Source organism: Roseovarius sp. MBR-6 (assembly GCF_040547525.1).
Classification (GTDB): domain Bacteria; phylum Pseudomonadota; class Alphaproteobacteria; order Rhodobacterales; family Rhodobacteraceae; genus Roseovarius.
In genome coordinates this window covers 1-14062 of the sequence record NZ_JBEPPW010000033.1, presented here as the reverse complement: position 1 = coordinate 14062, position 14062 = coordinate 1, and the positions used below count along the sequence as shown (strand labels likewise).

Sequence of the window (14062 nt, the reverse complement as noted above, 5' to 3'; positions counted from 1 at the left end):
TGGGCAAGGAAACCGGACCGTATCATGGCCCCTTTTGAATCGCTTGGCTTTCCAGCGTCAACTCGAAACCCGGTTTCCCGATGACTCGTGGTATATGCATTTTTCTCTTTGTCATTTCGGATCGTCTCTCTCGTCAGGCGATCCACCTTAACAACTGGTCCAAATTTCCGCGACCACCTATCTATGGGCAGATTACGCCCTTGCGATGAAACCATGACCCACCAACGTCAAGCATCTCAGCCCCAGCCAAACAACTTGGCAATGCCGTCTCATCCCATCCAGCGACGAACGGGAGCGTTTGCCTCTTCGAGTGGTTGGATGACGACATCGACAAGTGTGGGTCCGTCGTGCTCCACGGCCTCGCGCAGGACTCGCTCAAGATCGGCGGGGTCTTCGACGCGCCAGGACTTCACGCCATAGGCCGCTGCAACGGCAGCCTGATCGACCCGGCCAAAGTCGACGTTGTAATAGCGCGAACCTTTATCGGCCATCTGGCTTGCCTTGATCCAGCCGAAGTTGGAATTGGAGAAAACGACGAAGGTAATCGGCGCTCGAGCTCGGCACACGGTTTCCAATTCGCCAACAGTGAAGCCAAAGGAACCATCACCCATCAATGCGACAGTCTTGCTGGAGGGTCGACCATGCCAAGCCCCCAGCGAGGCGGCCAGCGAATAGCCGAGCGCCCCATGCGCGCGGTTGGTGATGAAATAGCGCCCGGCAAGCTGCTGTTGGTAGTAGGCGGAGAAATAAGGGCAAGAGGTGCCGGGGTCCGAAACGACGGTCGCATCTGGTGGCAAAACCTTCATCAGGTCCGAGATCACGCGTTCGGGACGGATCGGACGGTTCTCCTCAGCTGCAATGCGGTCGAAAATCTCGAATTTGCGGCGCTTGATATCGGCCACGGCGGCGGCACCACCAAAGGTCGAAAGGCCTTGATCGCGGCGGTCGAGTTCTGCGTTTACCATTTGCAACGACATGCGCAGGTCACCCACCACACCAACCTCGGTGGGTAGGTTGGCACCTATCACCATGGGATCCACGTCAAAGTGTACGATCCGCGTGCCGACACTGGGAGCCTCCCATCTGGCCGTGGTGGTCGACCCGGCACGGCATCCCATGAACACGACGAGATCTGCAGCTTGCATCATCTCCCAGGTTTCGTCCGTGCCACCGTTGGAACCGACGACGCCGAGCGCATTTGGATGCGTATCGGCCAGCGAGCCCTGTCCGGAAATCGAGGTCGCCACGGCAATATCAAGCCGGCTCGCTATTCTGTTGAGCTCGTCCATTGCGCTCGCGACGACCACGCCGCCCCCGCACACAATCAGCGGACTCTTGGCCGACAGGATCGCATCGACCGCGGCCTCAATCGAGCCGGTATCGGTTCCGGTGGCATAGGCGGGATAGGTGGCTGTCTTGGGATCGGCCCAGATATCGGCCGGATCAACGCTGTCATACTGTATATCATAGGGCAGGCCGAGATGGGCCGACCCAGGCCGCCCGGTGGTCATCGCGCGAAAGGCGGCGCGGACCATGCGGGGGATATGGGCGGATTGCTTGATCACCGTATTCCACTTGGTAAGCGGGCGCATCAGCGCTTCTTGGTCGACTTCGGTCAGGGGATATTTGCCATAGGTCGAAACAGAGATGTCGGTGGTGATCGCTAGCATGGCGTAAGAGCTTTCTGAGGATTCGATCAGACCGGGTAGAATATAGGTCGCACCTCCCCCGGACGGGCCCTCGCAGATGCCGGGCTTTCCGGTGACGCGGGAATACCCGTCAGCCATGTAGCCGGCACTGCGCTCGTCGCGGGTCAGCACGTGGTTGATCTTGTGATCCAGCAGGTGCATCGCGTCATAGAAGGGCAGGGTGGTGTCGCCGCAGAGGCCAAAAATGTGATCCACACCCTGAGCCTCCAGCATCCGTACCATGGCTTCGGCACCGTTGAGCGTGTTTTCCATAACTGTCTCTCCTTAGTCCGCGCGAGGCGACATTGCGTCTGGTCGAAATTTTGTATATCTATTTGTATACAGATGCGTCGACAAGACGCAATGGCCGAGATGCGCTTTCCTTTGCGGACTGGAATGTCCAAGGTTCGATGTGCCAAATGACGCCGATCAGAGTGTCAGGCCGCCATTTACATGCAATGATTGGCCAGTCACATAGCCTGCGGGTTCCGACAACAGAAACGCCGCAGTCGCCGCGACCTCAGCAGCTTGTCCAAGTCGCGCCATGGGGATGTTTGCCGTGACATCGGCCCATTGCTCTGGTGTCAGAGAGGAGGGCGTGCCGTGTTCTTTCGTGATGAAGCCAGGCACCACCGCATTCACGGTGATACCGCGTGGGGCAAGATTGGCGGCAAACACACGGACCTGCGCCTCAAGTGCGGCTTTGGCAGGCGCGGTGGGGGCGTAGCTGTGGGTTTTGGAGCGGTGCGCGCCAAAGGCACTCACACACAGGATGCGGCCACGGCCGTCCGCAAGTTTTGGTGTGACGCAGGTGCACAGGCGTTGAAAAGCCATTGGCATGGCGTCGAGCGCAGCACGCAATGTCGCCGGGTCGGTTGAATTAACTGTTCCCAACTTGGCGTATCCCGCAGCAAAGGCAAGGCCGCTCAGCCCGCCTTCTGGCAGCGCATCCAGCCATGCGGTGATAGTGTCGATCAGCGCCGGGTCATCGGTCAGGCCGAGGCAGGTTGATACGCTCGCACCTTCATTCTCGCAGAACGCGGCGACACGGGCCAAACGGTCTGCATTTGAGCCGGTATGAAGCAACAAGTCGGTGCCGGGCGCGGCCAGATGACGGGCAAGCGCCGCGCCGATACCGGAGCCGGCACCGATGATGATGTATCGGGTCATTAGATTACCTTTTTGAAATCCCGCTCCCGCGAATGGGCTCAGGTGGTCACGCGAGTATAGACATACCCATAGGCAGCCTTGATCGCGACAAGAATGTCTTCGTTGCGGTGCAGGATATGCTCGCGCATGACGCCGATCGCCGCTTCGGTGTCGCCCGCGCGCATATAATCGAGAATCTCGCGGTGTTCGTTTTGGGTGTAGTTGCGACGACCTTCCATCGCGATCCAGCGGATAAGGTGAATACGATCGTTGAGGTTGGACAACATCTGCCGCAGCACCTTGTTGCGGCCCATCTCAGCAATCGTGTCGTGAAAGCGGATATCCAGTTCCATCAGCCGATCGACCGAAGCATCTGGAGATTCCGCCATGCTTTCGGTGAGGAAATCGGACAAAGCCTCCAGCTCCGCCTTTTCCGCCCGTTCGCAGGCCAGCCGAACCGTAGCACATTCGATCTCGACCCGGGCTTCGAAGAGATCGATGACCACGTCTGCTTCGAGCCCCGGCACCGAAAACCCGCGCTCTCTGTCCACCAGTAGCTCCTCTGCCACCAGTCGATTCAATGCCTCACGAAGAGGCGTGCGACTAATCGCCAACTCGCTGGCCAGCAAGACTTCATTGATTTTTTGCCCGGGCAGGAACTTTGAGCGCAAAAGCTGTTCTCGCAGCTGTGCATGGGCGCGGTGGGATGATGACATACGGTGGACACTCGCCGTGGTCTTTTTGTCTTTGCTCATCGACCGGGGTCTCGGATTTTGTTATGTATTCTAAACTGTATGCACTGTAGCCATTAAACGTCAACGGGCCACCCGTCTCAGGCATCCGGAGCAGCAGCCAGCAAGGCGGTGAGGGTGCTGACATCAGGCGCGCTGTAGAGCGTTTCGCACGCCTCTGCTAGCGCCATGCGCCGGGGCAACGAACAAACGGTAGCGGTGACGTCTTTGAACTTGTGGTCGAGTTCTGCTTGCGAAAGGGGCTGTTCCGGGTAACCGCGTGCCACCTTTGAGATCGCCGAAAGCGTGCGGCCATCGGTCAGCGTCAGAATGATTTCGCCCATGTAGAAATCCGGAAACGCGTCATTGAAGGTGCCGGTATCACGGATCACTTCCGCACTGGCCGCAAGGCGTGCGACCTCCGGTTCCGTCTCGCGCCGGTCGATGAAGAGGTCGAGAAACGAAAGCCGCCCCATCCCCGCGCGCACCGGCAGGATGTATTGTGCGGAGTGGCCCTTGAGCGGATTGTCATCGACGCAATGCGCACCGGCATCGGCAAAGCGCAGGCTGATCTTGTCGATCTGGGCAGGGGTCAGCGCGTGCGTCTCAAGCAGGCCGACAAGTGCGTCCAGTGCCGGATGAAGGAAGGACACCGAGGCGTAGGGTTTGATCGCTAATTCCATCACCCCGTCCCACTCGGTGCCAAGGCCCGAGGTCAGCGGCGCAGGATCGGCGACGCCGCTATAGGCGTCCAGCATCATGTGACCACCGTCAAAGATCCGGTCCGGAGCGCCAAAGCCTCGCTTCGCCAGCATCGCTGACATCACGCCATTGCGTGCGGCCAGTCCCATCTGAAATGGGCGGGCGTCCTCGCGCGGGTCATCCTGCCACGCCAGCAGCCCTGAGGTTTGCAACCCCGCCAACCCGAGCGCCCGTACGGTTTGTTCCTCATCCAGTCCGAGCAAAAACGCGGAGGCGGCGGCAGCACCAAAGCTGCCCGCGATGGCCGAGGGGTGAAATCCGCGGTCATACAATTCACGCGGGTTCAGCGCCATCGAGACGCGGTAGGTCACTTCGCAGCCAAGCGCCACGGCGGCCAGCGCCTCGGCTCCGGTGCGGTTCTGTGCCTCGGAAAGGGCGAGTGCGGTAGGGATCATCACTGCGATCGGATGCAGGATCGCCTCGGGGTGGTGCGGTTCAAAGTCAGCGGCATAGCCCAATGTTCCGTTTGCGAGGGCGGCACTGACCGGGTCGACCTTGCGATCGCGCCCGATCAGAGTGCAGGGACCCGAGCCAGCAATCTCTTCTGCGAAATCGCCCATGCCCTGTGCGGCCGTCACACTCTGGTGCGTTGCTGCGAAGAGTACCCCGATTCCGTCGCAGGCCAGTTTGCGGGTATAGGCCATTACCTCTTCGGGAAGGGCCGCCGGAGTGAAGTTTGAAATAAATGCAGCAAGTGTGCGGGTGACAGGGGCGCGGTCGCTCATGGCGGATCCTTAGGAGGCAAAGGGGAGGAATTTAAATTGCATATTTACCTGTATACATGACAGAGTACAAAAATCAGTCAAGATATTATAGGGAAGACAGGGCATGGCAGGCATGACGCGGATCGTACTGGGAGGCTTTGGTAATGTCGGACAGCAAATCGTTGCCAAGCTGAACGTAGACCCGACGGGCACGCTGCAGGTCGTCGCCATCGCGGCGCGAGACAAGCAAAAGGCCGCAGCTAAAGCAGCGAGTTTTGGATTGGACGTTCCGATTATATCGGCCGCCGAGGCACCGCGATACGATGCAATCCTCGTGGAATGTGCCACCTATGACGGGTTTCGCGATGTCGTGGAGCCGACCCTGCGCGCGGGCGGCCATGTGATCGCGGTAAGCGTGGGGGCGCTCGCTGTGAACCTCGACCTAATCGATATCGCGGAACAGTCCGGTGCCAAGTTGCAGATTGCGGGCGGCACTTTGCCCGGGCTCGACATCATCCGCGCGGCGTCTGAGGATGAAATCGCTTCGGTTACCCTCACGTCGTATATCAACCCGGCCTCTTTAGCGCATGAGCCTTACATCAACGACAATGGCATTGACCTAGCCCCCGCCGAAACGCGCCCCGTCCCGATATTCGAGGGCAGCGCGCGGGAAGCAGCGGGGCACTTTCCTCGCCACTTCAACGTGGCCGTGACACTGGGCCTAGTCGGGATTGGGCTGGACCGGACCCGGGTGCGGATCTACGCCGACGGTACGCTGCCGGGCGCACGGCACACGCTGAATGTTGAGGCCAGCTCGGTTTCTCTCGACATGACATCGCAGAACTATCCCTCTCCGCAGAACAACCGCACTAGCATGGTAGTGGCTCTCAGCATCCTCGCTGCGTTGCGCCGCGAGAATGCCTCGCTGCGGATAGGAAGCTGAGCCATGAAGCTGTCTGATCGCGATCTTGCCCTGCTCGACGGTGTCGAAGGCGAGGCGGCGCAGCAAGCCATGGCTGCGTTGGTTGAACTGGGCGAGGCCTATAACGCACCGGATATGGTCGAGATCGGCTATGCCCATGTTCACGCGGGCATGGCGCTTTACAAGGGAGACGTGGAGCTGATTGAGGCCACGGCGCAACAGGGCGCGCGGATGGTGGTGCCAGTCTCCACCAACATTGCGAACGCCGACATGGGTGACTGGCAAGGCACTGGTGCGCCGGACTCTTTGGGCCTCTTGCAGAAACGGGCCGAAGCCGCGCATCGCGCAATGGGCAGCGCGACATCATTCACCTGCACGCCCTATTGGGCCGGTTACTGGCCGACCTGGAACATGCATATCGCCTCAATCGAGAGCGGGGTGACGGTATTTGCAAATTCCGTGCTGGGGGCGCGGTCGAACCGGGATGGGTTCTTCGCGGTCTATGCAGGGATGACAGGGCGCTATCCGCGGTTCGGCCTGCATCTGGACCGCAATCGCCAGCCGACACATCGTGTCACCGTCACCGCGCATCCGTGCGGTACGGCGGATTTCACCGCTTTCGGCTATGCCATCGGGACGGCGGTGGGCAGCGGTGTACCGTTGATCCGGGGCCTGCAGACGCGGCCCTCGTTGGATGAGCTTGACGCGATGGGGGTGGGCATGGCGACCTCGGGCGGGGTGGCGATGTTCATCGTGCCCGGCGTAACGCCACCCTTTGGCGAAGAGGCAGACGTGGCGGGCCTGCCAGAGGTCGAGGTGACCGAAACCGACCTTGCGCATGTTTTCGATGATTTCTGTACCGGCGAAGAGACCGGCTTCGACCTCGTGCATCTTGGCTGTCCACATGCCTCGTTCGAGGAGATGAGGCATTATGCGGCTTTGCTCAGGGGGCGTCGTGTTGCGCCAGGGGTGGAGCTTTGGGTCACAACCAGCCGGGCGGTGCATCAGATGGCTCGCGATGCGGGTCTGCTGGCACCGATGTTGGCGGCGGGCGCACGAGTGGTGACGGATACCTGTCCGATCTCCTGCCATTTTGCTTGCACCTGCTCGCCCGATCCAGTGCTCGAGGTGGCACCGCCGACCCTGCGAACGATCTTGGTCGATAGCGCCAAACAGGCACATTATGTCCGGGATATGATTCAGTGCCCGACTCTTTTTACCACCAGCGAATTGGCGGTGGAATCGGCAGTGACCGGGCGCTTTTTGCCTCGGAGACGGCGTAATGGCTGAGACGGTCTGGCAGGCGCGCGGCGTGGTGAAAGGACAGGCAGAGGGAAAGGCGCTTGTTTCTCAGACCGCGCTTTCGTTCTTGGGCGACCTCGACATTCGTTCGGGTCAAGTGGTCGGGCGCTCCAGCGATCTGCTGGGAGCTTGCGTTGCCGGGCGTGTGTTGGCGCTACCGGCCAGTCGGGGGTCTGCGGGTGCGTGGCGGTTTCTCTATCAGCTCAAGGTGCATAGCACTCATCCGGCGGCATTGATCCTTCGAGAGATGCCGGACCCGTCGGTGATGCAGGGTGCGATGCTGGCCAACGTGCCGATAGTGGTCGTGCCTGCCGGAGATTTCTGGTTCGAACTGCTTGATGGAGACGTGGTAAAGGTCGATGGCGAAAGTGGGCAGATCATTCGGCGCTAACGTCGTGTAGGGCGCGGCCAAATCGGAGATAAGACCGGTTTGCGGTCGGCAGGAGAGCGAACATGAAGGCAGACGTGACCGTAATCGGAGCGGGCATCATCGGTGCCCAGACGGCGGTGCAACTTGGAGAGCGTGGACTGAGTGTCGTCCTCGTCGATCCCGGCCCGCCGGGCGGGGAACAGGCGGCGAGCTTTGGTAATGCGGCGTGGTTGTCGTCGCATTCAGTGACGCCGCCCTCGTCACCCGGCGTCTGGAAACAGGTGCCAAAGTGGCTGCGTGATCCGCTCGGACCGCTGAGTGTGCGGCCGTCCTATCTCCCTAAAGCGCTGCCGTGGTTGATGCGCTATCTCGCCGCCGGGTCGACCGAGGAAAAGCAGCGCCAGATCGCGGGCGAGTTGCGGGCTTTGCTGAAGGATGCGCCGCGGCTGCACGAAGAGGTGGCGACACGTGCCGGCGTGCCGGAGTTGATAGACGCCAGCAGCGGGCTGATGCATGTCTATCGCGATCGGGCAGGGTATGAGGCCGACGGTCTGGGGTGGCGCATCCGGCGTGATCTGGGGATCACTTGCGACGAGGTCGAGGCTGCAGAACTTGCACAGTGCCAGCCGGAACTGGCCAAGGAATATCGCTTTGCCGTCAATGTTCCCGAGGCGGGGCAGTGCCTAAATCCCGGTGCATATTGCGCGGCGCTGGTATCTTATGCACAGACGATGGGGGTACGCCGAATTGCCGCCAGTGCGACAGGTTTTCGTTCTGAAGGGGGTAAGTTGCTGGCAGTTGAGACCTCGCAGGGCGAGATCGCCTGCGATGCTGCGGTAATTGCGAGCGGTGCACGGTCAGCCGCGCTTGCGAAACAGGCAGGCGACCGGGTGCCGTTGGAGAGTGAACGCGGGTATCATGTCACGGTCGAAGGCGGGGCGAACCTGCCGGGGCCAACCACTTCGGTCATGGTAAGCGACCGCAAGGTGGTGATCACGCGGCTGGCGACTGGTGTCCGCTGCGCCGGACAGGTCGAGATTGCCAGCCCGGATGCCGAGCCCGATTGGCGTCGGGCCGAGATCATGCGCGCGCACCTAGGGGCGGTTTTCCCGGGATTGGATGTCAGCGAGGCCCGGGTCTGGCTTGGTCTAAGGCCCAGTATGCCTGACGGCAAGCCAGTGATCGCAAGCGCGCGCGGCATCAAAGGTGTCGTTCATTGCTTTGGTCATGGTCACGTCGGACTTGTTTCCTCCGCTCGCAGCGGCAGACTGGCGGCGCAACTGGTTACGGACGAGCCGCCCGAGATCGATCTTACCCCCTTTGCTGCCACGAGGTTCTGACCATGAGTGACCCCATCCGACCCTATGGTGCCCCGGGTGAAAATATTTTGCGTGGCGGCAAGGCACTTTACGGCGCACCGCTTGGCATCCTGATGCTTGAGGCGCGATTTGCCCGTGCCTATGGAGAAATGGGCCATGCCGGAACATGGCCGTTCCCGGTAATCTATCGTATCGTGCGTGGTGCCAGCCCTGATCGGGTGGTTTGTGACGGCGCGCGGGGGCTGCTCGACGATTTCATCGATGCAGCACGCGATCTCGTGGATCTGGGTGCCGAGGCGATCACGACAAATTGCGGCTTTCTGTCAATCTATCAGCGTGAACTGGCGGCTGCTGTGGGCGTGCCGGTGGCGACGTCTTCGATGATGCAGGTCCCTTGGGTGCAGGCGACCCTGCCACCGGGCAAACGGTGCGGGATCGTGACGATCAACAGCACCGGTTTGACTACTGCGCATCTGGAAGGGATCGGAGTGCCACTCGACACACCCGTCAAAGGGACCGAAGACGGGATGGAGTTTTACCGCACCATCATCAAGGCCGAGAAGGATGACCTTGATCTGGCGCTGGCCTGTGTCGATGTGGTTGCGGCGGCAAATCGGTTGGTGGCCGAGCACCCGAATGTTGGCGCTATCGTTTTGGAATGCACGAATATGTCGCCCTACAGCGCGGCGGTGAAGGCGGCGACAGAGCTGCCAGTGTACGATATCTATTCCATGGTCACCTGGTTTCATGCCGGTCTGCGACCACGCCGCTTTGCGCCCGACGGTTAAGGCTAGGCGGGGTCAAGTAGCCATACACCTGAGCCCAGTGCAGGACCAAAAGGCAAGGCGAGCGAGCCATCCACCCAATGCGCTTCCGGCCGATTTTCCAGAACCGACAAATCCGCAAGTCCTATCCGCAAGCCGACGAAACAGGAGCGACCGGGAGCGGTCGCGTGGCCTACAAGCGTGGTGGCATCATCCTCAGGCAGGATTTCGAGCGCGCCGCGATCGAGCGGTATCCGTAAGCCCGCACCATGCGGCTTTGCAGGTCGATCAAGGAAACGGGAAAACCGGGCGGCCGTCTCTTCTGGGTTTGGTGATGAAAGCAAAATCGCTTTCAGTGACTGTGCGCCATTTGCATGTGTCGTCCAGCGCGGCTGCCACATGGCGGTTTCGTTGTGATGGGTCAAAATCTGCACGCGGCCTTCGGGCATGACCCCCGCGGCAAGACGGGCAACGGTAAACGCGGCGTTTTCGACGCCGGTTTCCGTCTCAACATCGCGTGAGAAATGCACCAGCGGGCGCATGTTGTGACCCGCCGCCAAAAGTTCTTTATGCCGTTCGGCGGCAGCCACCACGCCAAAGGCCGCCAGATGCAGCCCAGCACGGTGATCAAGGGCTGCGAGGAATTCGCGCCCGATGGGCGTGTCGGCGGTATGAACGAGCACCTCTATATACCCCTCCGGCAACATGACGCAGATGTTGCCGGTTCCGGTAAGCTGCGACTTGCCAGTTTGCGGGTCAGGCTGGACCTGAGCGGAAAACGGAGTGACCGTGAAGCCGAGTTCTTCAAGCGCAGCTTGCGCCTTGTCAGAGTCCGCAACAAAATGCCCGGAATGGTCCAGAAACACCTCGTTCGAGTGAGGAAGATTAGTTGTTTTCATGGGCGATTTCCTGCCATTAGGGGCCTGTATTATTGGGTCGCGGAAAAAACCGTTGCAATGCACTCTTAGCTGTATATTGTATTGTATACAAATGATGTTTCGCTCTCGCGGAAAAGTCATGACGCTGCGGGCCTAGATCACCAGATTTCCGCACCAACACAACTGAGAGGTTCAATATGACTTTCACAAAAGGTCTCCGCGCAGCTCTGACTGGCGCTGCAATTCTTGTCGCCGGTACGCTGGCGGCCAGTGCACAGGAGGATTTCCCCAATAAGGACATCACTCACATCATGCCGTGGAGCGCGGGTGGTGGCACCGACACGGTGATGCGCACCTTTTTGCAATATGCCGAAGAGCCGCTTGGCGTAGGCATCCGTACACAGAATGTTACTGGCGCACAGTCTGGCGTTGGAACGCTGCGTCTTATGAAGTCGCGCCCGGATGGCTATACCATCGGTTCGCTGACCTGGGATAGCATGATCACCGTGCCGTACAAAAACCTCGTGCCGGGGTATGACACCGCGTTGCTGAGCTATCTTGCCAATGTGACGCTCTATCCCACGGTGCTTGCGGTAAATGCCGATACCGGGTGGAAGACACTGGACGACTTTATCGCCGCTGCAAAAGCAGCACCGGGCGAGGTGACGGTTTCCAACTCGGGTATTGGTGGTATCTGGCACCTGCACGCGCTCGACATGGCCGAGCAACTGGGTGTTGAACTGAACCATGTTCCTTTCCCGAATGGATCCGCAGAACAGCGTGAGGCGCTTATTTCGGGTGAGAATAATGCAGCAAGCCTGAGCTATGCCACCGTTTCGTCTGCTGCTGACGCAGGTCAGGTCCAAGTGTTGGCCGTCATGGGTGCGGAACGCGATCCGAGCTTGCCTGACGTGCCGACATTTGCGGAACTGGGATATGACGTGATATGGGGCGGCATGCGCGTGCTGGCCGTGCCGGCAGATACGCCTGACGAGATCAAGCAAACCCTGACCACCGCGTTCAAGGCCGCCTATGACAATCCTGAGTTCCAGCAAAAAGCGGCTGACACCGGGATGAATGCCTATTGGATGGATGGTGCCGAGACCGAAGCTTATGTCGAGCGTACACAGACACGCGCGCTGAAGCTGCTTGATAAGTTGAAGTCCGAGGGCGTGCTGGAATAACCAATTTTCGACGGCTTTGAAAACACAGCGACCTGATCGTGCTACACGGTCAGGTCTTATGACAGGTGAATCTTTCGAAAAAGGCGCTTCCATTGACGATGACCCGCCAAGCGCTTTTTGCGCTTTTCCTTCTCGCAATCGACGTGGCCTATCTTCAGCAGGCGATTGAACTGCCGTTGCCTTTTGCGAGCGGAGAACCCGGCCCCGCGCTGATGCCGATAGTCCTTGTCCTCACACTTGGAATCGGCGCGCTTGGCGTATTGGTGCAGGAACTGCGCGGTACGGCGCCGCATGAGGATGACGATGATGCCAATTTCAGCTTGCGCACCATTGCGCTTATCTTACTGACCTGTGGCTTTGTCTGGGCATTTGAACCATTGGGATACTGGTACGCGACGCTGGCTTACGCCTTTGGTGTGGCTTGGCTTTTTGAGCAGGAGCGGCTTGGGGCAGCAAAGGCGCTACTAACCTCGTTGTTGATCTCGGTGGCGATCACTGGGGTCGGCTGGCTCTTCTTTGTCACTCTTTTCGATCTCTTTCTGCCGCAGGGGTATTTCTGATGTTCGCCGATTTGATGGGCGGCTTTGCCGCGCTCGCCAATCCCGAGACCTTTTTGTATCTCGTAGGCGGATTCCTCATGGGGCTCGTCTTTGGCGCAATACCGGGACTGACCGCAACTCTGGCCATTGCGTTGCTTTTACCGTTCACTTTTGCGATGGAGCTAACCAATGCATTGGTGATGGTCATGGCGATCTTCATGTCGGGTATCTACGCCGGGTCCGTCACCGGAATTACGATAAACATTCCCGGTGCGGCATCGGGTGCAATCACGACGATGGAAGGTTATGCGCTCATGAAGCGCGGACATGGTGCCAAGGCGCTGAGCCTCGACGCGCTGGCGTCCTCAATCGGAGGTGTGCTGGGCGCGGCGGTCCTGATGTTTGTGGCCGTCCCGATGAGCGAGTTCGCCCTGATGTTCCGCACACCGGACAAATTTGCGCTCGTCTTCATGGCTGTTGTTACGGTTGTGATCGTTGCCAAGGAATCCATCTTTAAGAGCGTGGTGGCCGTCTCATTGGGCTTGATGATTTCAACCGTTGGGTTTGACAACATGGTGGCGCAGGGGCGTTTTGACTTTGGCAGCGCCAACCTGATCGAGGGTGTGCAATTGTTGCCCGCCGTGATCGGCCTCTTTGCGATCTGCGAGCTATTGCTGCAGGGCGGCTCAAAGATCCGCGCAATCACCGACACGCCCGCCTTCAACGTGCGACACAGGGATTTTTGGCCAGACTGGAATGACATAAGAGAAATCGGGTTTCTGACCTATATTAAAAGCTCGGTCATTGGCGTGCTGATCGGCATGCTGCCCGGCGGCGGAGCCTCGATGGCCTCGTTTGTGGCCTATGCCGAGGCCAAACGTGTGAGCAAAAAACCCGAAGAATACGGGAGCGGCTCCCACGAAGGGCTAGCGGCTGCAGAATCCGCCAACAACGCCATGTGTGGTGGGGCCGTTGTGCCCTTGCTTACACTAGGTATTCCCGGCGATTCAGTCACGGCGATCATCTTCGGCGTGCTTCTCATTCATGGACTTGTGCCTGGGCCTGGATTGCTGACTAGCGAAATGGCCACCATCGCGCCGATGTTCGCGGCCTTGATGGTCGCGGCGGTGTTTGTCTTTCTGTCGGTACTGGTTTTCGGGCCATATTACATCTGGCTGGCGCGTATGAACCGAGGGGTGCTTTATGCGTTCATCGCGATGGTTGCGATGGTCGGGACCTACGCCTCGACCTATTCTGTGTTCCAGATGTGGATGGCGCTAGCGATCGGAATCTTCGCCTGGTCACTCCGACTGATGGCCTATCCGCTGGTGCCGATGTTAATGGGAATTATCCTCGGTCCCTACCTCGAACTCTATATGCGCCGGGCTCTGATCACATCAAACGGCGATGTGATGACCTTCTTCACCAGTCCGATCAGCATAGGTCTTTACCTCATGACGGCACTCTTCATCTACTTCCTGCGGTTCAAAGCATCCAAGACCGGCTCGTAAACTTGTTGACGACCATCCGGCATAGAGGTGATCCCGCTTTTTCGACCAGAATGCAGCCCGGTTAAGGTGGATCAGGGTTTCACATCAAGCTGCCATTCTCATGGGTTCGGTTTTGCTGGTATGGACCTCGTCGGGGGTCAAGAGTGTCTGACGTCAGCACCCATGGGACAGTTTAGGCATATTGCGGAACGGAGGGTTTCCGGCTCATCGTAGCCTTCATGGAGCGAAGATGAGCAAGA

13 protein-coding genes are annotated in these 14062 nt (G+C 59.4%); 8 read left to right on the top strand and 5 right to left on the bottom strand.

The annotated features are described in order from the left end of the window. Nucleotides 1–269 precede the first annotated feature (269 nt). The 4 genes from ABIE57_RS19360 to ABIE57_RS19345 form a co-directional block, all read right to left on the bottom strand. On the bottom strand, nucleotides 270–1961 hold the full coding sequence (locus ABIE57_RS19360; RefSeq protein WP_354540679.1) for a thiamine pyrophosphate-binding protein: 1692 nt from the start codon (nucleotides 1959–1961) through the stop codon (nucleotides 270–272). 156 nt (nucleotides 1962–2117) lie between these two features. Further along, entirely contained in the window at nucleotides 2118–2858 is a 741-nt protein-coding gene (locus ABIE57_RS19355; protein ID WP_354540678.1) for an SDR family NAD(P)-dependent oxidoreductase, read from the bottom strand. Between the two features lie 38 nt (nucleotides 2859–2896). Beyond that, nucleotides 2897–3592, bottom strand: a complete 696-nt coding sequence (locus ABIE57_RS19350) for a GntR family transcriptional regulator (protein WP_354540677.1) — start codon at nucleotides 3590–3592, stop codon at nucleotides 2897–2899. Nucleotides 3593–3669: 77 nt separating this feature from the next. Beyond that, nucleotides 3670–5055, bottom strand: a complete 1386-nt coding sequence (locus tag ABIE57_RS19345) for an MmgE/PrpD family protein (RefSeq protein ID WP_354540676.1) — start codon at nucleotides 5053–5055, stop codon at nucleotides 3670–3672. Between the two features lie 103 nt (nucleotides 5056–5158). On the opposite strand from ABIE57_RS19345, the gene ABIE57_RS19340 reads away from it, so the two are divergent. The 5 genes from ABIE57_RS19340 (at nucleotide 5159) to ABIE57_RS19320 (ending at nucleotide 9735) form a co-directional block, all read left to right on the top strand. Beyond that, complete coding sequence (locus ABIE57_RS19340) at nucleotides 5159–5977, top strand: aspartate dehydrogenase domain-containing protein (protein WP_354540675.1); 819 nt, start codon at nucleotides 5159–5161, stop codon at nucleotides 5975–5977. A 3-nt stretch (nucleotides 5978–5980) separates the two neighbouring features. Continuing rightward, entirely contained in the window at nucleotides 5981–7246 is a 1266-nt protein-coding gene (locus ABIE57_RS19335) for an aconitase X (protein ID WP_354540674.1), read from the top strand. Continuing rightward, complete coding sequence (locus tag ABIE57_RS19330) at nucleotides 7239–7649, top strand: aconitase X swivel domain-containing protein (protein ID WP_354540673.1); 411 nt, start codon at nucleotides 7239–7241, stop codon at nucleotides 7647–7649. Before ABIE57_RS19335 ends, ABIE57_RS19330 begins: the two co-directional genes overlap by 8 nt. 62 nt (nucleotides 7650–7711) lie before the next feature. Next, entirely contained in the window at nucleotides 7712–8968 is a 1257-nt protein-coding gene (locus ABIE57_RS19325) for an NAD(P)/FAD-dependent oxidoreductase (RefSeq protein ID WP_354540672.1), read from the top strand. Between the two features lie 2 nt (nucleotides 8969–8970). Next, nucleotides 8971–9735, top strand: coding sequence for an aspartate/glutamate racemase family protein (locus ABIE57_RS19320; protein ID WP_354540671.1), 765 nt, complete (start codon nucleotides 8971–8973; stop codon nucleotides 9733–9735). A 2-nt stretch (nucleotides 9736–9737) separates the two neighbouring features. Here ABIE57_RS19320 and ABIE57_RS19315 read toward each other — a convergent pair whose 3' ends face one another. Continuing rightward, complete coding sequence (locus tag ABIE57_RS19315; RefSeq protein WP_354540670.1) at nucleotides 9738–10610, bottom strand: VOC family protein; 873 nt, start codon at nucleotides 10608–10610, stop codon at nucleotides 9738–9740. Nucleotides 10611–10786: 176 nt separating this feature from the next. On the opposite strand from ABIE57_RS19315, the gene ABIE57_RS19310 reads away from it, so the two are divergent. From ABIE57_RS19310 to ABIE57_RS19300, 3 genes are all read left to right on the top strand, one after another. Beyond that, on the top strand, nucleotides 10787–11773 hold the full coding sequence (locus ABIE57_RS19310) for a Bug family tripartite tricarboxylate transporter substrate binding protein (protein WP_354540669.1): 987 nt from the start codon (nucleotides 10787–10789) through the stop codon (nucleotides 11771–11773). Nucleotides 11774–11871: 98 nt separating this feature from the next. Continuing rightward, nucleotides 11872–12333, top strand: coding sequence for a tripartite tricarboxylate transporter TctB family protein (locus ABIE57_RS19305; protein WP_354540680.1), 462 nt, complete (start codon nucleotides 11872–11874; stop codon nucleotides 12331–12333). Then, nucleotides 12333–13823, top strand: coding sequence for a tripartite tricarboxylate transporter permease (locus tag ABIE57_RS19300; RefSeq protein WP_354540668.1), 1491 nt, complete (start codon nucleotides 12333–12335; stop codon nucleotides 13821–13823). Before ABIE57_RS19305 ends, ABIE57_RS19300 begins: the two co-directional genes overlap by 1 nt. Nucleotides 13824–14062 lie beyond the last annotated feature (239 nt).